19 protein-coding genes are annotated in these 21,942 nt (G+C 62.5%); 6 read left to right on the top strand and 13 right to left on the bottom strand.

Annotated elements, in window-relative coordinates; all coding sequences use genetic code 11:
* Window positions 1-27 precede the first annotated feature (27 nt).
* Complete coding sequence (locus tag ACTXG5_RS16295; RefSeq protein WP_445159793.1) at window positions 28-786, top strand: cutinase family protein; 759 nt, start codon at window positions 28-30, stop codon at window positions 784-786.
* Window positions 787-948: 162 nt separating this feature from the next.
* Window positions 949-2,118, top strand: coding sequence for an acyl-CoA dehydrogenase (locus tag ACTXG5_RS16290; protein WP_445159792.1), 1,170 nt, complete (start codon window positions 949-951; stop codon window positions 2,116-2,118).
* A 5-nt stretch (window positions 2,119-2,123) separates the two neighbouring features.
* On the opposite strand, the gene ACTXG5_RS16285 is transcribed toward ACTXG5_RS16290, so the two are convergent.
* The 5 genes from ACTXG5_RS16285 to ACTXG5_RS16265 are packed head-to-tail and all read right to left on the bottom strand — an operon-like array spanning window position 2,124 to window position 5,713.
* Window positions 2,124-2,690: a TetR/AcrR family transcriptional regulator gene (locus ACTXG5_RS16285; protein WP_445159791.1), complete on the bottom strand. Its 567-nt coding sequence runs from the start codon at window positions 2,688-2,690 to the stop codon at window positions 2,124-2,126.
* Window positions 2,691-2,739: 49 nt separating this feature from the next.
* The gene (locus ACTXG5_RS16280) at window positions 2,740-3,294 is read right to left on the bottom strand and encodes a carboxymuconolactone decarboxylase family protein (protein WP_445159790.1); all 555 of its coding nucleotides are present in this window, start codon (window positions 3,292-3,294) and stop codon (window positions 2,740-2,742) included.
* Window positions 3,295-3,306: 12 nt separating this feature from the next.
* A complete protein-coding gene (locus tag ACTXG5_RS16275) occupies window positions 3,307-3,837 on the bottom strand; it encodes a carboxymuconolactone decarboxylase family protein (protein ID WP_445159789.1) in 531 nt (176 codons plus the stop codon).
* Between the two features lie 13 nt (window positions 3,838-3,850).
* Window positions 3,851-4,720: a dioxygenase family protein gene (locus ACTXG5_RS16270; protein WP_445159788.1), complete on the bottom strand. Its 870-nt coding sequence runs from the start codon at window positions 4,718-4,720 to the stop codon at window positions 3,851-3,853.
* 21 nt (window positions 4,721-4,741) lie between these two features.
* Entirely contained in the window at window positions 4,742-5,713 is a 972-nt protein-coding gene (locus ACTXG5_RS16265) for a quinone oxidoreductase family protein (RefSeq protein WP_445159787.1), read from the bottom strand.
* Window positions 5,714-5,834: 121 nt separating this feature from the next.
* Here ACTXG5_RS16265 and ACTXG5_RS16260 point away from each other — a divergent pair, with 121 nt between their 5' ends.
* Window positions 5,835-6,713 carry a LysR family transcriptional regulator gene (locus ACTXG5_RS16260; RefSeq protein WP_445159786.1) on the top strand — a complete coding sequence of 293 codons (879 nt, stop codon included), beginning with the start codon at window positions 5,835-5,837 and terminating at the stop codon, window positions 6,711-6,713.
* A 249-nt stretch (window positions 6,714-6,962) separates the two neighbouring features.
* Here the strand turns inward: ACTXG5_RS16260 and ACTXG5_RS16255 are convergent, their stop codons facing one another.
* The 3 genes from ACTXG5_RS16255 to ACTXG5_RS16245 form a co-directional block, all read right to left on the bottom strand.
* Window positions 6,963-8,213 (bottom strand): HNH endonuclease signature motif containing protein, encoded by a 1,251-nt coding sequence (locus ACTXG5_RS16255; RefSeq protein ID WP_445159785.1) that lies wholly within the window; start codon window positions 8,211-8,213, stop codon window positions 6,963-6,965.
* A gap of 292 nt (window positions 8,214-8,505) precedes the next feature.
* Window positions 8,506-8,994 carry an HD domain-containing protein gene (locus ACTXG5_RS16250; protein WP_445159784.1) on the bottom strand — a complete coding sequence of 163 codons (489 nt, stop codon included), beginning with the start codon at window positions 8,992-8,994 and terminating at the stop codon, window positions 8,506-8,508.
* A gap of 25 nt (window positions 8,995-9,019) precedes the next feature.
* Complete coding sequence (locus ACTXG5_RS16245; protein WP_445159783.1) at window positions 9,020-10,078, bottom strand: EcsC family protein; 1,059 nt, start codon at window positions 10,076-10,078, stop codon at window positions 9,020-9,022.
* A gap of 398 nt (window positions 10,079-10,476) precedes the next feature.
* Here ACTXG5_RS16245 and ACTXG5_RS16240 point away from each other — a divergent pair, with 398 nt between their 5' ends.
* A complete protein-coding gene (locus ACTXG5_RS16240) occupies window positions 10,477-12,033 on the top strand; it encodes a serine/threonine-protein kinase (protein ID WP_445159782.1) in 1,557 nt (518 codons plus the stop codon).
* Between the two features lie 562 nt (window positions 12,034-12,595).
* Here the strand turns inward: ACTXG5_RS16240 and ACTXG5_RS16235 are convergent.
* The 3 genes from ACTXG5_RS16235 to ACTXG5_RS16225 are packed head-to-tail and all read right to left on the bottom strand — an operon-like array spanning window position 12,596 to window position 17,543.
* Complete coding sequence (locus tag ACTXG5_RS16235) at window positions 12,596-15,199, bottom strand: DEAD/DEAH box helicase (protein WP_445159781.1); 2,604 nt, start codon at window positions 15,197-15,199, stop codon at window positions 12,596-12,598.
* Window positions 15,196-16,833, bottom strand: a complete 1,638-nt coding sequence (locus ACTXG5_RS16230) for an Eco57I restriction-modification methylase domain-containing protein (RefSeq protein ID WP_445159780.1) — start codon at window positions 16,831-16,833, stop codon at window positions 15,196-15,198. Before ACTXG5_RS16230 ends, ACTXG5_RS16235 begins: the two co-directional genes overlap by 4 nt.
* 2 nt (window positions 16,834-16,835) lie before the next feature.
* Complete coding sequence (locus tag ACTXG5_RS16225; RefSeq protein ID WP_445159779.1) at window positions 16,836-17,543, bottom strand: type III restriction endonuclease subunit M; 708 nt, start codon at window positions 17,541-17,543, stop codon at window positions 16,836-16,838.
* A gap of 211 nt (window positions 17,544-17,754) precedes the next feature.
* Between ACTXG5_RS16225 and ACTXG5_RS16220 the strand changes: the two genes are divergently transcribed.
* Window positions 17,755-18,645 (top strand): restriction endonuclease, encoded by an 891-nt coding sequence (locus ACTXG5_RS16220; protein WP_445159778.1) that lies wholly within the window; start codon window positions 17,755-17,757, stop codon window positions 18,643-18,645.
* A 136-nt stretch (window positions 18,646-18,781) separates the two neighbouring features.
* Here ACTXG5_RS16220 and ACTXG5_RS16215 read toward each other — a convergent pair whose 3' ends face one another.
* Window positions 18,782-19,234: a VOC family protein gene (locus tag ACTXG5_RS16215; RefSeq protein WP_445159777.1), complete on the bottom strand. Its 453-nt coding sequence runs from the start codon at window positions 19,232-19,234 to the stop codon at window positions 18,782-18,784.
* Window positions 19,235-19,341: 107 nt separating this feature from the next.
* On the opposite strand from ACTXG5_RS16215, the gene ACTXG5_RS16210 reads away from it, so the two are divergent.
* Window positions 19,342-20,595: a cytochrome P450 gene (locus ACTXG5_RS16210; protein WP_445159776.1), complete on the top strand. Its 1,254-nt coding sequence runs from the start codon at window positions 19,342-19,344 to the stop codon at window positions 20,593-20,595.
* Here ACTXG5_RS16210 and ACTXG5_RS16205 read toward each other — a convergent pair.
* Entirely contained in the window at window positions 20,592-21,926 is a 1,335-nt protein-coding gene (locus ACTXG5_RS16205) for an adenylate/guanylate cyclase domain-containing protein (protein WP_445159775.1), read from the bottom strand. The two genes, ACTXG5_RS16210 and ACTXG5_RS16205, sit on opposite strands and share 4 nt — an antisense overlap.
* Window positions 21,927-21,942 lie beyond the last annotated feature (16 nt).

The following is a 21,942-nucleotide window of genomic DNA, read 5'->3' as shown; positions in this document are numbered from 1 at the left end:
GAACTCATAAGTTTGGGATGGGCTTCGATGGGCATTAATTGCGACATGATCACCGGTCACGTCATTCGTCTTGTTGGTCCGGCGGCAGTAGCCGCCTTAGGCCTCGGTACTTCTCTCCTGGTCTCCCCGACGGCGTCGGCCGAGCCATGTCCGGACGCTCAAGTGGTGTTCGCCCGCGGCACGGGTGAGGACCCGGGGGTCGGCCCGACCGGACAAGCGTTCATCGACAACCTGCGCGGGCGCGAGGCCGGAAAGTCCGTCGATGTGTATGCGGTCAACTACCCCGCCAGCAACGACTGGGAAACCGGCGTCGACGGCATCCGCGACGCCAGTAACCACGTCATCTCGATGGCCGGCAGCTGCCCCAAAACCAAGATGGTGCTCAGCGGCTTCTCCCAAGGCGCAGCCGTGATGGGCTTCGTCACCTCAGCAGCAGTGCCCGATGGCGTTGACCCCGCCACCGTGCCCAAACCACTGGCCCCCGAGATCGCCGACCACGTCGCCGCCGTCGTGCTCTTCGGCACGCCCAACACGCGGGCGATGAACTTCCTGGGCCAACCGCAAGTCGTCATCGGACCGACCTACCAAGCCAAGACCATCAAGGTCTGCGCCACCGACGACCCGGTCTGCTCGGACGGCATGAACTTCTCCGCCCACAACGTCTACGCCGACGACGCAAGCTGGATCGACAAAGGCGCCAGCTTCGCCGCCAACCAGATCAACGCAACACCCGCCGGACCCGCCACAGTCGCGCACGCGCCTGGCGGCGGCAACTTCGGCAACTAAGCAGCTCGGCTTGATCAAGCCGAGCTAACCGCACCGACATCGGCGGGCCGCGGCGAAGAACCCCACTTCGCTGCGGCCCGCCTTTTTGCTGCCTGTTTTGCGCTGTGCCAGCTCCTTTCGTAACGGAAGCTGCCATACTAAATAGTATGTTACGGTGACCGCATGTCCGCGGTTGCTAGCCGCCCGCTGCACGGAATCACCGACGAATTCATCGCGCGGTTAGCGCAGCGCGCCGAGGAGGCCGAGCGGCTGCGCCGGCTACCCGCGGCAACGGTGAGCGAGTTCAGACAGACGGACCTGTTCCGGCTGTTGCTGCCCGCGCAGTTCGGCGGTATCCAAGCATCGTTTCCCGAAGTGCTGGAACCGATTCGGCGGATGGCGCATGGCTGCGCGTCGAGTGCGTGGACGTTGGGGTTTTATGCGCTGCACAACTGGATGCTGTCGTTGTTCGATCCGCGGCTTCAGGAGGAGGTCTTCGCCTCGGGCCCGGTGCTGGCGCCGGCTCCGCTGGCCCCGACCGGACATGGCAGTGCGGCCGACGGCGGCGTGCGCCTGACCGGCAGGTGGTCATGGGCGACGGGCGCGATGGATGCCGAGTGGGTGATCGTGGGCGCGCTGATCGAGCGACCGGATGACATCGTTCCGGCGCTCGTGGTGGTGCCGGCCGACCGGGTCGAGGTCGACGACGTGTGGCACACCGCGGGCATGCGGGGAACCGGCTCCCACGATGTCCTGGTCACCGACGTTTTCGTCCCCGAACACCGCATCGCCAGCGTGGCCGACATCTATGGCGGTACCGCCCCGGGAGCGGCGGCCCATGGGGTGTCCACGTATCGGTGGCCCCTGGTGCCCGCCCTGGCGCTGACGGCGTCCATGCCGGTGCTCGGCGCCGCCGAACGGGTGACCGAGCTCTTCGCGGAGCGGCTCGGCGGCCGGGTCCTGGCGTATAGCGGTGTGGCGCAGAAGGATCAGCCCGCCGCGCAGATCAGGCTCGGCGATGCGACGGTGCGGCTGCGCGCGCTGCGTGCGCTGATCGCCGAGACCGCCGAGGGGATCGACGAACTCGTCGTCAGCGGTGAACGCGTGCGGCGATCGGTGCGGGCCAACGCACGGCTGGCGGCCGCGCACACCGTGCACGAGTGCCGGGCGATCATCGCCGATCTGATGGAGGCCGCCGGTGCCAGCGCACACTTCTTGTCGAGCCCGTTGCAACGCGCCAAGCGCGATGTGGACATCGCCGCGGGCCACGTGGTGTTCGACTACGACGTGAGCCGGGAGTTGGCCGGGGCGTTGGCGATTGGAGCCAAGATTTCGCCGATCGCGATGGTGTGAGTGCGCTACTTCGGATCGGCCAGCATCAGGTCCAGAAAGCGCTCGTGTTGGGCCGCCTTCTGCGCCTGGCTGGCCGAGCCGGTGAGGTGCAGTAGTCCGATTCCGGCCGCGAAGGTCAGCTCCGCGCGCAGTTTGGCGTCGTCGGGGCTGAAGCCGCAGTCGCGGTAGGCCTTTCCCACGGAGCGAAGCAGGCGTCGGTCCGCGTCGCGGATGTTGGCGGCGGCAGCCTCGTCGGTGCGGGCCCACTCCCGCATCGCACGTTCGAGGATCCAGTGTTGCGGCCCGACTAAGGCAATCATCATGGCGGACAGCCGTTCCCGGGGCGGCAGCATGTCGATCTCGGCCAAGGATTGCCTATCCTGATCCCGGAACGCATTCCACGATTCGACAAGCGCGGCGCGGTAGCTGTCCATGTCCTCGAAATGCCAGTAGAAGCTCCCGCGGGTGGCACCGACTTGCTGGCAGAGCCGCTCGACCTTGAGTGCGCGGGCCCCCTCCTCGGCGAGCAGGGCGTACCCGGCCTGTAACCAGTCGTCAGCGGTGAGACGCGTCGAGGGATTCCGCGAGGCCACGTCGTAACGTTACGACTAATCGGCACCGCGTCGTTAGACCTGTGCGAAATTAACTCCGGGTGTCGCTGGGGATCGTCGGTAGCCGCGCGGTTTCGTCGAGGTCGACGTCGAGCGCATTGAGCATCAACGCCAGACCGGCGTACCTGCCGATGACCATCAGCACTTCCACGGTGGCTTCCGGGCCCAGGGCCTTGTGCACCTGATCGACGAGCGGGGCCGCGACCCCGCGTGTGGTCACAAGCTCGGTGGTCAGTTGCAGGATCGCGAGTTCGGTCGAGTCGAAATAGCCGGTTTGCCAATCGGACTCGGTGGTCACGGCGTTGATCTCGTCGGCGCTCACACCGGCCGTGCGCGCGACGTCTCGGTGCTGGCCCAGCTCGTAGGCGCAGTCCATCAGGTATGCGGTGCGCAGGGTCACCAGTTCGCGCAGCCGCCGCGACAGCACCGGGCTGGTCAGGGCGTCGCGGCCGGCCAGCATCCAGCCGGTGAAGGCGTTCTCCGCGTTCGCCAGCGCGCGGTAGACGTTGAGATTGCCGCGCTCCTCGGTCAATTCGCGGGCCTGCTCGGTCATGTCTTCGGGCCGGCGGTACGGAATGCGAGTCATCGTCTTCCCCTCTTAGGCCTGGAACCGGGCTGTGGTGTCGATGTCCAAGTCGGCCGCGTTGAGCACCAATGCCAGCCCGTAGTAGCAGCTGACGATCATCAGCAATTCGGTGAGCGCCGCGTCGCCGAAGGCGGCCCGGGCGGCGGCGAAGGACTCGTCGCGCAGGTGGTGGGTGGTGCACAACTCGGCAATGACGTCGAGGGCGGCGGTTTCGTCGGCGCTGAATCCGGCGCCGTCGAGATCACCGGTGGCGAGGGCGTCGAGCTGTTGCTCTGTGAGCCCGGCCGCGCGGCCCAGCGGTACGTGCTGGGCGAGCTCATAGGCTGAGCCCTGCAGGTGGGCCACTCGCAGGACGATCACTTCCCGCATGCGCGCGCTGAAGGTGGGGCTGGCGAATAGCTCGTCGACCATGTGCGACCACCCGGGAAACACGTTGGGCGCGTTGGCCAGTAGCCGGAAGACATTGAGGTTGCCGCGACGGCCCGCCCACTCGCGAATTGAGTCGGGCTGCTGTTCGAGGTCGGCGAGCGCGATGCGTGTCATGGTTGCAATCCTTTCACTCGGCGACGAGCGTGAACGTCCAGTCCAGCGTGACGAAGGGTTCGTCGACGTTCGTTCCGTCCGGCGCGATGCCCGGCTCGCGGCGCACGAAGTCGGCCTGCAGCGAGGTCTGGTCCGCGAACACCGCGTCGCGCCCGATGTAGGGATCGTCTTTGAGGAACAGCTGGGTGATCAGTGAGTGGTAACCGTCGGCGTGGAACCAGAAGTGCACGTGTTGTGGTCGCATGACGGATCGATTTGCCGCGCGCATGATCTCCCCGCAGGGGCCATCGGTGGGCACCGGGTAATAGCGCGGCGTGATCGAGCGGTACCAGAACTCGCCTTTGTCATCAGTGGTCAGCAGGGCGCGCATCGCCAACTCGTTGTGCAGCTGCTCGGTCTGCTGAACGTCGTAGAACCCCTCACCGTCGCTGTGCCAGGTGTCGACGCGGGCGCCGGCGATCGGTTCGCCCTGCTCGTTGACGACTCGGCCGGTGACGAACATCGGTGTGCCCGCAACGCCATTGGAGATGTCGTCTCCGTTGTTCGCCGTCGGGCGGCCTTCGACGTAGAACGGGCCGAGCAGGGCCGAGTCGGTGGCCGATCCCCCGGGGTTCTCGTTCATCGTGTCCAGCAGCATGGACAGACCGAGGATGTCGGAGGCCAGCACCACCTCTTGGCGCGTCGGGCTGGAGATTTTGCCGAGCCGTTCGATGAAGTCCATCGCGGTGAACCACTCATCTCCGGTCAGCCGCACCTCGCGGGCGAAGTCGTGAATGTGCCGCACCAGGCTGACGAACAGGTGCTTAAAGCGTTCGTCGCTGGACGTGTCAAAGGTCCGTTGCACGGCCTCGGTAATGGTTTGTTCGGTCAGATTGCTCGACATGTCCTTGCCTTTCTTGAGGATTCAGGGGTTGATCACGACGCGGCCGGCGAGGTGGCCGGCGACCGCGTCGTAGGCGGCTGCGCTCTCGTCGAGGGGATACCGGGCGGCGATGGGAAGCGGCCGGAACTCTCCAGATTCGAAGTAGGGCAACATCTTCTGCAATAGTTGCGCAGAGTCGACGACGCTGAGTTTGCCGCTGTCGGCGCCCAGGATCCGAGTTTCGTTGTGATACAGATCTTTTAGATCGATGTTGACTGTCGGCGAGCCAACGGCGCTGATAACCACCAGCCGGCCGCGGTGGGCCAATGAGGCGAGCGCCGCCTTTGTGGTCACGCCGCCGACCGCGTCGTAGACGACCTCGACACCTTTCCCGTTGTTGAGTCGTTTGATTTCGGTAGCGACGTCGGCGTCGGGATCGAAGACGACGAAGTCGTCGATGACGCTCGCGGCGGGTGTTTCCGGGGCGGGTTTGCGACGATCCACGCCGATCACCGTGGCGCCGAGCGCGTGCGCGATCTGTGCGACGGCGCCGCCTACTCCCCCGGAGACGCCGAAGATCGCGATCGTTTCGCCGGCTTTGAGTTGCGCCGTCTCGACCGCGCCGTGCCAGCCGACGACGAAGTTGACGCCGACGGTGGAGGCTTCGTCGAAGGTGAGTTTTTCCGGCTTACGGGCCAGCGCTTCGACCGGCACCTTTATTAGCTCCGCGTGCGAGCCATCGCGGGTGAACCCGACGTCGCCGCCCGTGCCCCACACTTTTGCGCCTTGCCATTCGGCCGGCCCGCTGACGACCACCCCGGCGAAGTCCCGTCCGGGGGTGCGCGGCAGCACCGTCCAGTCCATTTGGCCGGCAACGTTTTTCACGTCGGAGGGGTTGACCGATGCGGCCTCGATGCGAATCACCGCTTCCTGGGCTGTGGCGTGCGGGTCGGGCAGATCCGCGATGTGCAGGACATCCGGGTCACCAAACTGGTTGAAGCGTAAAGCCCTCATCTTGGGTCCTCCTGTGAACTGATGCTCATCCGCTACTGCCCTCAACACAACACCCAAAGACCGATCGCGTCCAACGGCAGAAATCGATCAGAACAATCGTGATTCGCGATAGATTGCTCGGATGGAGTTGCGGCAGCTGGAGTACTTCGTTGCGGTGGCCGGCGAGCTGAACTTCTCCCGGGCGGCCCAGCGAATCCATGTCGTGCAATCGGCACTGTCGGCGTCGGTGGCCAGGCTGGAAAAGGAGCTGGGTGTCGAGCTGTTCGACCGGTCGAAGCGACAAATCGTGCTCACCGCGCCCGGCGAGGTCTTTCTGCAGCACGCGCGGGAAGTCATCCACACTGTTCAGCGGGCGCGATCCTCGGTGGCGGACTACCGCGATCAGCTGACCGGCACCGTCACCCTGGGCACCTTGATGTCGTGGGGGGCGTTGGACCTGGCTGCCGTCCTGGAGGAGTTCCGTCGCCTGCACCCGCTGGTGACTGTGCAGCTGCGGCAAAGCCTCACCGGGTCGGCCGGACATCTGGACGCGATTGCCGACGGCAAAATGGATCTGGCCCTGGTCTCGATCTCCTCATCGCCGTCGCGGCTGGTTGCCGTGCGGGAACTGACCCACGAACACATGGTGTTCGTCTGCGAATCCAGCCATTCGCTGGCGCATCGCCGTAGCGTGGAACTCGTCGACCTCGCCGGGCAAGACTTCATTCACTTCCCGCGGGGGTGGGGAATCCGCCAGCGCCTCGATGCGGGTTTTGCCGCTGCCGGAGTCCAGCCGACGAGTGCTTACGAAGTCGCCGACTATGCGATCGCCGCCGAGCTTGTTCGGCACCGACTGGCAGCCACCGTTCTGCCCATCAGCGCGGCCAACCGGTTTCCGGATTTACGCGTAATTCCTTTGGACCCGCCGCTGACGTGGACGCTGTATCTGGCCTCCGCGGCGTCTCAGACGGGTGCCGTCAAGGCACTTGTCGACACGATCAGTCGTTATGTCGACAACTAAAATCACTGTGCCGCATGAGATCTGCGCCGAGCCCCGGCGTCAAAGTCGGCCCGAGTTGGCTCACGCTAGTACACACGTCGGCGCGGATTGTGATGAGGGCCTTGGATACCGGTTCAGCGGCGGTGCGGTCTGGTTGTCAGTCTTGAATTTCAAGATGCGGTTGCTGCGCGTATCGCGAACGAATTTCTTGATGCCCCAACCCGTTTGAGCTTTGATCAGGTGCTGGTCATGACGGCGGCGGTGAGCTACCTAGTTGGTTGGTGGTGGTTGGGGCTGGAAGGGTTCGTACCACCACCAGTGGGCGCGTTCGCCGGTGGGCCCGGGGCACGGTGGGACATCGGGCAGGGAAAGGTTCGGCGGACGCGCGAGCGATCCCGGACTGAGTCGTCGGCCGGAGCTGTCGGTGACGATGAGGTCGTCTGCCGGTCCGGTGATAGTGATGACGCCTCGATGGTGCAACCGGTGGTGATAGGGGCACACCAGTACCAGGTTGGGCAACTCGGTCAGACCGCCGTCTTCCCAGTGGCGGACGTGGTGTGCGTGCAGACCGTGGGTGGCGCCACAGCCGGGAACCGCACACGTTGGGTGGCGGTACTCCAGCGCGCGGCGAAGCCGCCGGTTGATCAGCCGCGTCGCTCGCCCGGCGCCGATGACCTCGCCGTCACGTTCGAACCACACCTCACAGGTGGCATCACAGCTCAGGTATCGGCGTTCAGACTCGCTGAGTAGCGGGCCCAGATGCAGCGCCGCAGCGCGCTGCTCAACGTCGACGTGCACCACCACGGTGGTGTGATGCCCGTGGGGCCGGCGGGCCGCCTCCGTATCCCATCCCGTCTCGACCAGGCGCATAAACGCCTCCACAGTGCCCGGCAATGGGGGCACCTGATCGCAGGCGCGGCCACGATTGTCGTGATCGCGCTTCCACTCGGCGATCAGGGCATCACGATGAGACGCCAGTGCCGCGTCGAACTTCGCCGCGTCGGGGTGCGCAAGTTTGATCCGCCAGCAGCTGAACTCCTCGTCGGAGGTCTTGGTGATCGAGGCCTGCGGGTCCGGCCGAGCAGAATCGGGTTCGGGTCGCGGTTCCAGTTTGACCGCGGTTCGCAGCTGGCTGACCGTCGCGACGTCGGCCAGCTGCGCGTAGTGCGCATCGGATCCCTCGCCCGCCCGCGCCGCGATGACGCCGACCTGATCGAGCGACAGTCGACCCTCCTTCATGCCCTGCGCGCAGCGGGGAAACTCCGCCAACCGGCGCGCGACGGTGCCGATCGTGTGCGCGTTTGCCGATGACGAGCCGGTCTTCCAGGCCATCAACGCCGCCACCGACCGTGCGCCGGTGGCGCCGCACAGCTCGTTGCGATCTATCTCGGCGGCGATCTCCACGATGCGCCCGTCGATGGCGTTGCGCTGACCGGTCAACTCCGCCAACTCGTCGAACAACACCTCAAGCCGCTCATCAGGGCGCGATACAACGGCGCTAGACGATGCGGTCCCAGACATGACCTCATCATCGCAGCCGGGTACGACAAATCTCGGCCGCCCAAACCGTGCCGGGAATTGGCGGTCATCAACTGCCAAGAAGTGCTCGACCGCGCACGATCCACATCGTCATGCGCCTTAGCGGTCTTCACGGTGCGGACGTTCAAGTCAACCCACCGCGACCACCGCCAACCCCAAATCGTGAGCCAAGTCAGGACATACCGTTGAGCCCGGCGCTGACGTGGACGTTGTATCTGGCCTCCGCCGAGTCGCAGACCGGCGCCGTCAAGGCGCTCGTCGACACCATCGCCCGTTACGTCGAGAACTGAAAATCAGTGCGCTGCAGGGGATCTGCGTCGGGCCCCGTCGTCGAAGTCGGCGCCGAGCGCTGCGTAAGCGCCCCGTACTTCTGCGTCAGCCGGGCGCGGTCGGACTCGGTCAGGGTGGCCAGGCGATCGGGATCGGTGTTGTCGGCCAGATCGGCGAGCTTCACTTCCCGGGCGGTCGGGTGCTCGCTGATGCGCTGGTAGTAACTGGCCGAGGGCTGGTCACTGCGGCGGGTGAGCAGCTCGATCGCGTCGATCGCAACATGCGGGATTCCGCGATCGCTCAGTTCCGCCGCGTCGATGCCAGTGTCCTCAAGGGCGTCGTGCAGCAACGCCGCCACCACGGCATCGGTGTCGGCGGGATCCACGTAGGACGCCACCCTGCGGACGTGTCCCACGTAGGGCATACCGGCCTTGTCGACCTGGCCCGCATGTGCCTCGGCCGCAATCGCGTCCGCCGTTGCAATGGGGTCCATGTGCGCCCGTCCTTCGTTCGCTTGGTCACTCTTCGTCGGTATCGACGCCTTCGATCTGGACGCCTTCCGACGTCAGGATGTCGATGACATCAATCGCACCGTCGTCAGAGTCTTCGCCATCGCCGGTGACATCAACATCGATCGCGATGGGCTCGACACCGCCGCCCTTTTCGTACAAGAAGCGCTCGCGGTACACCCAGTACGCAGCATCGGCGATTTCGGCGACCGTCTTCCAGTTCAAGGCGGCGCCAATCCCGACGCCGACGACGGGGACAAGCTGAAAAAGCCTTTTCTCCATCAGCTTGTGGCTGAACTCCACGGCGAACCTCTGAGCCACCTTGTCGAACGTCTGCTGATCGAGCTGATGCCAAACCTCGTGTCGAGCAAGGCTTTCCGTCAATTTCGCAAGCTGTTGGTAGGCAGCGGCTTTCGCTGGCGCTGTCGTTGCCAGCGCTAACCCGATGACTTGCATCATGAAGATCTCTTCGGCGGGATCCTGGGGGTCGTAACCGTAGTAGAGAGCATCCCGCGCCACTACACCGGTACACGCGGTCAAAAGCGCTGCGGCATCCACACCCATCGCCGCAACGACGCTTCCTAGTCCCGGCGCAGCCGCAACTCCGCCAGTTGCGACCGCACCGGCAGTGGCTAGTACCTCGCCGCTGTTGATGGCGAGACCAGCCGCTGCACCTTCTAGCGCTGCAGATATCGAGTAGGCGTGATGCAGGAGAGCGAATGAAGCCACCTCGTCGATCGTCCTCAGGTCGAGCTTGCTGATGTCTTCGAGAAGAGCTACCGAATGACCTTTCCTCGCATAGACACCGATGACGTGAGTATCAGAAGTCGTCAGTTGAGCCGTTCTGGTCATGAACTTGCCCGCACCCGTGGCCGTTGCGTCCAACAATGCCGCGCCCTGGTCTTTCGCCTCGCGAAGGCCCGGCAGCTTCGCTACCTTGCCGAACAACCTCGGAGCCCTGCCGTCTAATGTGACGGGAAATAGTCGACGCGACTTACGCCTGAGGGTGCGCTCCTTGTGCGCGGCGACCTTCTTGAGTTGTTCTCGCTCGTATTCAGATAGCGCCACTGCATACTCCCCACGTGATTGGGCCCAGGGACATGAGAGCACACAATCGAATATTGAGCGGGTTAGTAGTGCAGCTCTCATCACCCATTCCGACCTCGACGGGCACAATTTTATTCAGTTCCCGCGCGGGTGGGAATCCGCCGACGCCTCGATGCGGGTTTCGCCGCTGCCGGGGTGCACACCACAAGTGCCTACGAAGTCGCCGACTGCGCGATCGCCGGGTATCTCGCAGAATGACTGTCGCACAACAGTTTGCCTGTTTGCCTTGAGGACGCGCCGGCCACAACCGCAACGTGGCCGTCACACCCACCACATGTGTACAAGCCTTCTTGGGCAAACGTCTGCGCAGCCGAGCCATTCGTCGGATACTGACTGCACCAAAGAAGGGATCAGGTGCGGTGAAGTCGCTCGTCGGCGGGACGTTCGGCAAGTACGAAATTAGGCGCCTACTCGGCAGGGGCGGGATGGGTGAGGTCTACGAGGCGTACGACGCAGACAAAGGTAGAACCGTCGCATTGAAGCTCCTGAAGGATCAGTACACAGAGGACGGGGCGTATCGCGCTCGCTTCTTGCGCGAGTCGCGTGCTGCCGCAGTTCTTCAAGAGCCTCATGTCATCCCAATCCACGATTGGGGCGAAATCGACAATGTTCTCTACATCGACATGCGGCTGGTCCGGGGCGAGACCTTACATGACCTGATCAAAACCGGGGTGCTTGATCCTGAGCGCGCGGTGGCAATCATCGGGCAAATCGCGGCGGCGCTGGATGCTGCTCATGCCCAAGGGCTAATCCATCGCGACGTGAAGCCGCAGAATATTATTGTGACGCCAGATGACTTCGCATATTTGGTGGACTTTGGTATTGCAGAGCTCACGGGTGACACGCGCTTGACGATGGCGGGTTATCAAGTTGGCAGCTTTGACTATATGGCTCCCGAACGATTCGGTGATGGGGAAGCGACGTCCGCTGTCGACGTCTACTCACTGGCCTGCGTGCTCTACGAAGCGCTGATAGGCGCCAAACCGTTTCCGGTTCATAGCGCAGAACAAGTTATCGGCGCTCACCTGTCATCACAGCCCCCGCGTCCCAGTGCAGTAAATGCTCGCATTCCGTCATCGTTTGACGACGTCATTTCTCGCGGCATGGCAAAACATCCTGACGACCGCTACGGGAGTGCCGGAGCACTGGGACGCGCCGCAAAGCGCGCACTTTCATCAGGACCCGCGCTGCCCCAGGCAGATACACTGCTTGCCCCTCAATACGTTAGCGGGCCAGCCAGTTACCCTCCCATTAACGCCCAACATGAGGCTCCGGCAACAGGTCCGACCGCTGTGGGCACTGGTGAAGACGGGCGCTCAAGACAGTTAGTAATCGTGACCGTTATCGGAATCACTGCAGCACTTGTGCTGGGCGGTGTTGGGGTGGTGATCGGCCTTCTCGCCAATCAAAATTCGAGTTCGGAGCCATCAACATCGTCACTGGTGCCCTACTCCAACCCCGTACCAACCGCGTACGAGACGCCGTCGTCATCAACGCGGCCGGCCCAAATGCCCACCACCGTCACATCTGCACCCCGAGATCCCGTGCAGCAACTGCGGCAGATCGCCAGTGACGACCGCCCATTTGTATACGCCAATCTCGCTGACCGCTGGGTCCCCCAACTTAGCTCGAAGCGTCCCGGGGTCGTCGACAACGGTGTCGTATGGGACAACGCGCTGACGCTGCAGGAACACTTGCAGCTCCGGCAGCGTTACCCGGGCGTGAAATTGCTCTGGTCGGGCGATTGGTCGACCTTTTCGGGGCCAGACTTCTGGGTCACCGTGGCAGGCGTTACATTTCAGGACTCCGCGGGTGCGCTGGCATGGTGCAGAAGCCAGGGATTTGATCGAGATCACTGCGCCGCCAAAATCATCAGCACAACTCATCCAGTCGCGGGAAGCACCGCATACAACTGATTTGGTGATACGACGCGCGCGCCAGAATCTCGCAAAGCATGACAGGGACGACGATGATCTTCGAGTACGTGCATGACTAGCTGAGCAAGCAGATGTCCCGTCCGGCTCGGGTGCCTGGCCTACGGGACGACACTCGAAGACCCAGAAGTTCGTTTTGGCTGGTACGGGGGCCTCGCCCCGGCGATCGGGACATCATCGCGTCCGCGTTCACATCGGTTGCCCCACAACACAATTCGTCGCGTCGCGCCGAGGAAGCACTTGAACTACGTGCCGGTGGCTTCACGGTGAACCAAATCGCGACTCGACTCTTCTGTAGTCAGCGAAGTGTCCAAAGATATTTCCGAAGCGTTCCAGCGGCAGATGACCGCGAACCGCGAACGCTCTGCTCAACATCCGATATCGCATCAGGGCAGGACACAAGCATTGAAAGGAGATTTCAATGACGCGCTACATCTACGTCGATAGACTCGAACCTCTGGATCGCAGGATGCGGATCAGCTCTGTCGATAAAGCGCACGGTGCGACCGCTGCCCACGATGCGTGAGCAGATTGCCGCCCACGGTCACGGGGCCGCTGCGGCATCATTGTCGCCGAGCGCATTCTCCAACAACTCGCCAGGCTGGAGCACTTTGTCCCACAGGCCGATTGGCCTTTTCTCGACCGCGGCACCTGGTTCGTTTGCGTACTGGAGGCTGCTGTCCTCGAATGCTTTGAACTGGTAGATCGCGGAGTGCATGTGGATCGGGTTAAAGACGCCGATACTGTTGAGCAGCTCGAAGTCATCCACAGTTATGCCGGTGACGCGCTCGAAGAGGGCGCTGTCAGCGCCGAAGATGATGTCCTTCAAGGCCTGCTCGCGGAAGTCTGTCACATACATAAAGACTGGGATCTTGGCGAGCAGCTTCTGCAGCTTCTCCCGAATCTCCTTCCGTCGCTTGGCGGTCTCGGTCTGCTCCTGCCTCTGCTGCCTAGTAAGGTTGCCCCCCTGTGCCCTCTTGACCTGCTTCAACAACTTGGACGATGTGACGACCTGCTGGGCAGTCTGTGCCAGGTTCCGGAAGTCCTCTATCTGCTCCAGAGCGTCTAATAGACTCTGCTGTCCAAGGAGCGCAGCGAGGGTGTGCTCGTTGATGTTCACGAGGACGGGTGAGTTCCACCGCTGCGCCAACGCAGTCGCGCCGACGCCGGCGGTGGCCCAGTTGAGCACTTCGGCCGCGTCAAGCCGAGTCATCGCGCCACCGGCGAAGGCGAAGATCGGAAGGTAATTGAGGAGCTGTCCGACAGCATCCTTCGGAGTGATGTCGCCGAGCGCGCCGAGCCGCATACCGTATTCGGCTACGAGCGATAGCGCGCGGTTCGGGTCGAACTCGAAAACGTAAACGGTCTCCTTCTGCACATCCACGGAGCCGTCAGGCCGGCGGTAGGCCCACGGCGACTGTATGCGGAACGCGGCCTGAAAATAGGACTCCGGTGACTTCAGTGACCGGAGCATAAGTATTGCGCCCCACTCGCGGATCGTCACCCCGGTCATTAACTTGCCGCATGACAGTGTGATGGACCCGGACCTGTGGTTCTTAGTGGCTCTGTCGATCGCGTCCTCGACCGGTGGCTTGGCGGCGGCGCCCTGGCCAGCCCTGCTGCCAGCCGCGACGACAATCTCGAAGCCGCTGAAGTACGGATGATTCTCCAACGCGTCGCGCAGGGCAAAGCAAGCAGCGACATCGGCCATGTACCAGACCGAGTGGGTGGTGGCCTTGGCGAAAACCGGTGCCTCGTACGGGAACGGTGGTTTTTGACCTGAGATGATCTGGACCTTCATCTGGTCCGTCAGCTTTCCCCTGAGCATTTCTAGAAAGTCGGCGACACGAGTCTCGTCCTCAAAGACGTACGCACCCGGACCAGTCGACCGACTGGTGGGATTCACCTTCTTCGCCCTGAAATATTCCGTCAGGCCAAAGCCGTTAAACTCTCCGTCCGCTGCCCATTCCTCGGCCTGGTCGCCCATCTGGTACGAGTAGATCTGCATGCCGGGTAGGTCGATGTAGGGATTCGTGCCTTGTAACGGGTCCCATTCCTCTTTCTCACGCTGCTCGTCGGTGTAAGTCCAGTTGAAAATTTGGTCTTCGGTGAACTCACCGTTGGTGATGGCCCGAAACGGCGTGCCGGAGAGGTAAAGGTAGTGGGCGCTCCTCAGGCCAAGGTCTTCCTCGGTGACGCTCTCTTCCGGCTCCTCCTCTTCTGCAAGGGCCGTGTCAGTGGGGTCGTATAGATCGCGGGCCGAGTCTCGCCAGGCGCCGAAGTGGTACTCGTCCAAGACAATGCAATCCCAATCGATCAGGTGAATTGCCTCGTTGTGCTCTTTGATCTTCCCGTCGGCATCCCGACCCTTGAGGTCTTGAAAGGACGCAAACCAGACGAGGGGATCGGGATCGTCCGCTGCATTGTCCCGTTCGGTGCCGGAGCTCTCGCGGTCAACGAACTTCCACCCCTCAAAGTCCACGTGCGAGAGCAGATCTTCCTTCCATGCTGTCTGTACGGCAGGCTTGTAGGTCAGAACGAGCACACGCGTCCAACCCATCTCACGGGCGAGCTGGTAGGTAGTGAAGGTCTTGCCGAAGCGCATTTTGGCGTTCCACAGGAACTTTGGAGGCATTTCGTCTGGGGCATGGGAGCGGCAATACCCGGCGGTGCGCGCGACCGCCTCTTCTTGCTCTGGACGCATCCCGAAGTCCGCGGTCCGGTTCGAATCGAAGGATGTGCCGTTACGGACTGCCACTACCGCCGCTTGCACCTCATCCAGCGTCGCTTCGAACCACTCATGGTCCTTGCGTATGCCTTTGGCGACGAGGGCGCGATGGACATCATGGTCCCGAAAGAAGGCGTCGCCGTTTGTCTTGGCCTCCGTGTCGAGCAATATTTTCACGCCGTCGAGATTCGGGTAAGCGGTGCCGAGTTGCTGCTTTATGCGATCCAGGACGTTGGGCTTGGTCGTCTCACCAACCTTGATCAGCCCTACTCCGGTGACGTGGGCCTGCCCGACGGTCCGCTGCCACTGCGTATTGTCCTTGCCCGGCAACGTGTAGGCGTAGATGCGGCGCGGGACACTTGCGGAGCCAACCGTCTCGATCTCCTCCGACGGCAGGGCTTCCCCGGGCACCGTCGTCACTCGTCGACCTCTTCCTCGGCTGATATTTCCTCGGTGGTGACGCGGTACTTGTGCCCCCCCGGGAGATGCGATGCTGGTATGGGCGAGCCGAGGGATAGGTTGACCGACCGTGGCTTGATGCTCGCCTCGACGTAAGAGATCTCTTCATCCGTCAGACTGAAGTGGTCGTAGAGATTTGCGTCCGTCCATTGCTTCGTCATGTCGAGCATTGGGACGAAACGGAAGCATTCTGGGGTGACGTCTTGGGTGGTCTTTCGCTGGAGGACGAGGAATCGCACGAATTTCGTCGCCAGGTAGTGTGCGTAATTCTCCGTCTCCTCCCTGGTATCGAACATGCCTGCGATGAAATAGGTCTGCACGCACGCCGAGCCCGGCGCGAGAGCGATCGGCTCTCCAAGGACGACATCCACGATGCGTCCCTGGTCATCGACAGGGGTGTCGCCGCTCGACGCTCGCGGCAGAAGAACCTTCCAGCGGTCAATCCACTGATGATTGCGCTGAATCTGGTCCGTTCGGCTGTACCCGACAAAGTTTCCGTATATGAGCGGAATCGCGCCGTCGAACGGCTCCGTAACGCTGCCAGGATAGTTCGAACGCATTGTCAGACCGAATGGCTTAGTCACCGTGCAGCGAGCCTCTACCCGCTCACTCGCGCCGCACGTCGCTTTTTCGATGATTCCGATTGCGCGGTTGTCGCGAAGAAGTACGCCGTCACCCCCACGCAGGTCGCGTGTCTCAACAGACACAACTTTCCCGTCAATCCGCGTTGAGAATTCGCAGTCGCCGCTGTGATTGCGGTCCCACAGGAAATAGCTGACACCGCCTCTGATCTTGACCCCTGGAAAGCAATCGAAGATCTTTGGGTTGTCGACCATCTTTGCAAGGCGTCGGTCGTTGATCATGCGATTGCGGAAGTCGTCTAGCCCCTTTCCGCCGGAGAACCAACGCGAAGGGGTGATCATCAAAACGTATTGCGGCTCAAGGGCTATCGCAGCTTCGACAAACCGGTGGTAGATGGTGGATGCCGTGGCCCCAAAGCCCTCCGTGCCGATCTGGTACGGCGGGTTGCCAACGATGACGTCGAACTTCATGCCTTTCAGCTCCTTGGTTGGGTACGCCTGGTGAATGAACGAGTACGCGTAGTTCTCTCGATCTTCACGCTCGAGGCTGTCAGGGGCGCCGCAGATCGAGCAACGCGTGTTAACAAATGTGTGCTGAGCCGGAACAAATGGAATGTTCCCCGACTCGGTAGCGAACTTGACGATCGAAACGTCACTGGAAGCGTCACGGGAGTAGTAGAGACTGCGACGCGAGATATGGCCGGTCATCGCCGTGATCGAAGTTCCGAAGACCATGTTGCGGAAAATGTGGTCGCGACGTCTCGTAAAGTCAGGCTGCCAACCGGATAGCCCGTCGAGCAGCCGCGCCGCGATCTCTCGAAGCAAAACTCCCGACTTGCAGCACGGATCGAGCCAGCGGTAGTTGGGCTCACCCCACACCTCTGTCGGAAGGATGTCCAGCATCGCCCGAGCAACCTTAGGCGGTGTCGGCACCTCGTCATTCGACAACTGCGCGAGACAGTCGAGGATATCCGGGACATGCGGCCCGAACTTCGTGTGCAGCGCGCCGGTCACTGTCACCTTCCAGAAACGACCGTGGGCTTTGGGTGGGCGGCCAGGTCGCGGTAGTGGACGGGCACCGCATCTCTCTCTGGCTCGCCGCGGCTAATGCCGAATAGATCAAGCTGACCTTCGGGCTCTTCGAGGCAGGACCACTCACGGGTGAAGGTGCCGCCGATGCCCGGATGGTAGGCGACGAGTTCGAGCTTGTGCGCATCAGCAAGGGTGTCGGCCCGGACGATGTTGGTGTTCAGGATCGCGTCCACCGCCGTGGCTAGCTCGGGCGACAGCTGCGTGTTTAAGTCCTCGAAGAAGTGGGAGACGATGGTAGCTCGCAGTCGGTCACGAGCCTCCAGCACGTTTTCTTGATCAATATCGATGCCATAGATCGAGGCCAAGCAGCGAAGGACACGGTGCTCGTAACGCTCTCCACAGCCGTAACGCGTCGTGGTAACGGTGCAGAGCTTGCGTCGAAGTATCGCCTCTAGAAAATTGCCGCAGCCGCAGGCCGGTTCGAGGAAGGTCCTGTCGTGGTTGGCGGGGTCCTCGCTTGACGGGAACACGTCCGGAATCAGGTCAAGCATTGCGTTGAGTTCGCGCTCATGCGTATAGACCTCGGCGAGGTCACGCACTCGGGTGCGGGTTTTGATTTGGTTGCCATTGCTCGCGCGGAGTATCGATCGGGTGGAAATCCTGGCGCCGCCCGGCGCGTCGCGGTTGCTCATTCGCACCAACTCTTCCCGCCAACGGGCTCGTACTCGGACTCGCCCAGCTTACAAATCGAGGTCTCAAAACTGGAGGAGGCGGGACGGCGTGAAGTGTAGATCGTTTGTCGCAGGCCGGCTCGACAGTGGGTGCGACCTACGCCCGCCAGACTCGACCTCTGAATCTACCGGTCGATGAGAGCGGGTCTTCGGCCTTTGGCATGCTGCCCCTATGTTGCCGATTCAGGTTCCGTCCTACAACGACCTACTCTGGCCTGCACTCCAGGCAGTCATCGAATTAGGCGGCTCGGCTTCTATTGGTGAACTGGATGCGGTGGTTGCCGACCGAGAAGCTTTCTCGCTAGAGGTACAAGGAGTGCTCCATGGCGATGGCCCGTCGACCGAGATCCAGTACCGGTTGGCTTGGGCACGCACCTACCTCAAGGGGATGGGGCTACTCACTAACAGCCAGCGGGCGGTATGGAGCGTCACTGAGAACGGCCGCGAGGTAACCGAGGCGGATATCAAGCCCTTACATGCTGAACTGGTGGCCGAAAACCGGAAGAAATCGAAGGTCAGGAAATCTAACGCAAAGCGCGATATAGGTGACCAGATCGACCAGATTGAGGTGGAGGCTGAGGTCGACTGGAAGGACAAACTGCTGGAGACCCTGCTGTCCATGTCCCCATCAGCGTTCGAGCATCTGACACAACGGCTACTCCGCGAGTCAGGCTTCTCGAGCGCCGTGGTTACAGGTCGGAGCGGCGACGGCGGAATCGATGGCCTTGGGGTATACCAAATTTCACTACTCAGCTTTCCAGTGTTCTTCCAGTGCAAGCGTTACTCAGGCAGTGTCAGTGCATCCGCCGTTCGCGATTTCCGCGGAGCGATGGCAGGTCGCGGCGACAAAGGCCTGCTGATCACCACGGGGACGTTTACAAGCGATGCTCGGAAAGAATCCAGACGTGACGGCGCTCCACCGATCGACCTGATCGACGGCGACCGGCTCTGCGAGCTACTAAAGGAAAACTCACTCGGGGTGGCGGTCACACTGCGCACTGTCGAAGATGTCGCGGTTGAGTACGAGTTTTTCCAATCGTTGGAACCAAGGCATTCCGAGTAGGAAGGGTTCGACAATCGACCGGGCCAAGATTCCAGGCCCGCGAACCGCTCCGGCCACAGACCGACTACTAGTCGTTGCTCGCAAGCGACGAGATGGCCACGAAAGCGTCGCGGCCACAGCGCTAAAGTAACTCGCCCTACGGCCGCGGCGGCAACGCCGCCAGCCATCCATCCGTAACCAGCTCGATGAGTTGCCCGTCCGGATCCCGGATCATCGCCATCGCTTCCGACACCGCCGCATCGATGATCGTCCCTCCGAACTCCACAACCTTCGCCAACACGGCACCGAGGTCGGACACTGACAATGAGATATGGGTCAGCCCTACCGCATCCATGACCCGCTCCGGTCCGGCGTGCACTTCACGCTTCGAGTAGTCGATGAGTTCGAGCACAAAGCCGTCGCGCACCAGATAGGTCGCGTGCACCCCGAGCGGCTCGGGAAGCTGCACCACCTGGGCGGTGAGATTGTCCGGCGGTTCCAGTTCCCACCAGAACTGGAAGCCGAGCACACCCTCGTAAAACCGGCGCGACCGCTCGCGATCCGCGACGCATAAGCCAACGTGGTTGAAAACCGTTCGGTAATCAGTCATTACAACCTCTGTAGCCTCGGCGGAGTCAAAAGCGTAATAATTGCAAAGTTAGCTTAATAAGCGACCACACTGCTGATGCAGAGACCCCGCCACCAGAAGGCTTTTCGATGACGACACGCCCCGGCATCGCGCACGACGCGATCGTCGACTTCGACCACCACTCCGACGCCTTCAATCTCCACCAGCAGATGGTCAACGCCGAGGTCAGGCAACGTTGCCCCGTCGCCTGGAACACGAATTACGACGGGTTCTGGTACCTCAGCAGCTACGACGCCGTGAGCCAAACGGCCCGCGATGACGCCACGTTCTCCCACAGATACGAACCCAACGCTGAAGACGGTGTCGATTACCAGGGCGAGATGGGCGTCCCCCGCCCGGAAGGCCAACCGGCGCTCGGTATTGGCGAGGTCGACGGCGAGTACCACCTGGCCCTACGGCACGCGCTGGCCCCGTTCTTCTCCCCCGGCGCTGTCCTGAAACTCAAGCCGTTCATGGAGGAAAAAGCCCAGGAGTTCCTCGATCAGCACATCGAAAATGGCCACATGGATCTCGTCCTCGACTACGCCAGCCCGGTTCCGGCCATCCTCACAATGAAAATGATGGGCCTGCCTCTCGACAACTGGCAGCTCTACGCCAAGCTCTTTCACTCCGTCATGGCCGTCTCCCAGGACAGCCCCGAATACGCCGACGCCATCGCCAAAGTCCCGGCCATGATGGAGGAAGTTCTCCAACACACAGCGACCCGCCGGGCCGACGAACAACAAGACCTGACCAGCTTCCTCATCCAGTTCGAATTCGACGGCAAGCGCCTCGACGACGCCCAGCTGCTCAACATTCTGTGGAACCTGATCGCCGGCGGCGTCGACACCACGACCTCCCAAACCGCGCTCACGCTAAGACATCTCGGCACTCACCCGGACCTGAGACAACAACTCATCGATCACCCGGAGCTCTACCGCACCGCCACCGACGAATTCCTGCGCTACTTCACGGTCAACACGTCTCTGAGTCGGACGGTCACCAAAGACGTCGAACTCAAAGGCCAACAACTACGCAAAAACGATCAGGTCATCATCAGCTGGCTTGCGGCCAACCACGACGACAAAGAATTCGAGCGACCCGACGAAATCATTCTGGATCGAACACCCAACCGCCACTTGGCCTTTGGTCTCGGTCCGCATCGCTGCATCGGCTCGCATCTCGCGCGATTCATGTCTGAAGTGATGGTCAGGGCGGTCCTTGACCGCATCCCCGACTACGAGGTCGACGTCCAAAACGTTCGCCAATACGTGGGCAATCCGAGCATGACGGGGCTGGGCGAGCTGCCGGTCACCTTCACCCCCGGAGCCAAGCGAGGCTAAACGACCGCCAGCACCGGCCAGGGATCGCTCACGCCCTTGAGCGTATGGCTGCCTCTGTCATCGAACGCGATCCTCGACCCGAGAACCAGCGGCGGAATCACGCCCGACACGAGCACCTCCTTCGGCCCCGCGAGCGCCATGATGCGCGCGGCGATATGGACCGCGATCCCGCGCACGTCACCGTCGACCATCTCCACCTCACCGGTGTGCAGGCCGGCGCGAATCTCGAACCCGAGGTCTTGCACCGCGTCTCGAATCGCACACGCGCAGTTGATAGCTCGTGCTGGCCCGTCAAAGGTCGCGAGCACGCCGTCACCGGTGAACTTGACGACTTCGCCCCGCGCGCTGGCCACATATTTGGCCACGATCTCGTTGTGCGCTTCGACCGCGGCCGCCCAAGCCTTATCGCCCAGAGCCTCGGCGTGTTCGGTCGACCCGACGATGTCGGTGAACAACACGGTCGACAGCACGCGGTTGGTCGGCGTGGCCGCACGGGCGCCGGTGACGAACGATTCGATCTCGTCCAGCACCTGGTCGGCGTCGCCGGCGAACCAAATGTCGTCGTCCCCGTCGAGCTCCACCAACCGCGCCTGCGGGATGCGGTCGGCGAGGTACCGAGCGTGGCCGCCAAGCACGTGGCGGTCACCGCGGCGGCGCAGCAACAGCGTCGGCGCCTGAATGCTCTCGACCGCAGGCCGAACATCGGTGCGCAGGTACAGGTCGAGGATGTCCTTGAAGTAACCGGGGCCGCCCGCCAGGCGCTCCCCACGCCCCCACCAGCGCCGCTTGACGGCGTCGCCTGTCCAACTGGGCGCCAAGTAATCCACCAATGCACCAGTCCCGGCGTTGTTGCCGAAGGAGTCGATGTACCGGGTGAAGGCCGGTTCGGGCATCCCGTCGGGATAGTCGGGGGCTCGCAGAAACCGCGGGTACGCACTCCACAACACCAACGATCGCACCCGCTCCGGATGGCTCGCGGCCAGCAGCATGACAGGAAGCGCCGACTCGGCCATCGCGAACACTGACACACACTCGCTCGCGACGGCATCCAGCACCGCGACCAGCCCATCCGTCCACACCTGCATCGCCGGACGGTCGTGGACAGGCACCGCATCCGAGCTTCCGACCCCGAGCAGGTCGGTCATGATCAGCCGGCTGAACGATGCCAGCCGGCGCAGGTGGCCGGCGACGGTGGGGTCGTCCCACAGCAAGTCGATCGGGAAGCTGCCGGTTGGGATGAAGAGAAGATCTGGACCGTTGTCGGACACGATCTGATACGCGAGATGAGCATCGCCGTCTCGCGCGTACACCGTTTCGGGGACGGTCGCCATGTTGAGAAGCATGCCA

It is taken from the genome of Mycobacterium sp. Dal123C01 (genome assembly GCF_052566995.1).
Note: the sequence above shows the minus strand (reverse complement) of the source record. Positions and strands in the feature narration are given on the sequence as shown.

Excerpts from the sequence above, each read along its gene's own strand:
- ACTXG5_RS16255 (WP_445159785.1), bottom strand. The coding sequence starts at position 8,213 with ATGTCTGGGACCGCATCGTCTAGCGCCGTTGTATCGCGCCCTGATGAG.
- ACTXG5_RS16210 (WP_445159776.1), top strand. The coding sequence starts at position 19,342 with ATGACGACACGCCCCGGCATCGCGCACGACGCGATCGTCGACTTCGAC.
- ACTXG5_RS16295 (WP_445159793.1), top strand. The coding sequence starts at position 28 with ATGGGCATTAATTGCGACATGATCACCGGTCACGTCATTCGTCTTGTT.
- ACTXG5_RS16265 (WP_445159787.1), bottom strand. The coding sequence starts at position 5,713 with ATGAGGGCTTTACGCTTCAACCAGTTTGGTGACCCGGATGTCCTGCAC.
- ACTXG5_RS16250 (WP_445159784.1), bottom strand. The coding sequence starts at position 8,994 with ATGGACCCCATTGCAACGGCGGACGCGATTGCGGCCGAGGCACATGCG.
- ACTXG5_RS16290 (WP_445159792.1), top strand. The coding sequence starts at position 949 with ATGTCCGCGGTTGCTAGCCGCCCGCTGCACGGAATCACCGACGAATTC.
- ACTXG5_RS16225 (WP_445159779.1), bottom strand. The coding sequence starts at position 17,543 with ATGAGCAACCGCGACGCGCCGGGCGGCGCCAGGATTTCCACCCGATCG.
- ACTXG5_RS16260 (WP_445159786.1), top strand. The coding sequence starts at position 5,835 with ATGGAGTTGCGGCAGCTGGAGTACTTCGTTGCGGTGGCCGGCGAGCTG.
- ACTXG5_RS16220 (WP_445159778.1), top strand. The coding sequence starts at position 17,755 with ATGTTGCCGATTCAGGTTCCGTCCTACAACGACCTACTCTGGCCTGCA.
- ACTXG5_RS16280 (WP_445159790.1), bottom strand. The coding sequence starts at position 3,294 with ATGACTCGCATTCCGTACCGCCGGCCCGAAGACATGACCGAGCAGGCC.
- ACTXG5_RS16205 (WP_445159775.1), bottom strand. The coding sequence starts at position 21,926 with ATGGCGACCGTCCCCGAAACGGTGTACGCGCGAGACGGCGATGCTCAT.
- ACTXG5_RS16215 (WP_445159777.1), bottom strand. The coding sequence starts at position 19,234 with ATGACTGATTACCGAACGGTTTTCAACCACGTTGGCTTATGCGTCGCG.
- ACTXG5_RS16275 (WP_445159789.1), bottom strand. The coding sequence starts at position 3,837 with ATGACACGCATCGCGCTCGCCGACCTCGAACAGCAGCCCGACTCAATT.
- ACTXG5_RS16270 (WP_445159788.1), bottom strand. The coding sequence starts at position 4,720 with ATGTCGAGCAATCTGACCGAACAAACCATTACCGAGGCCGTGCAACGG.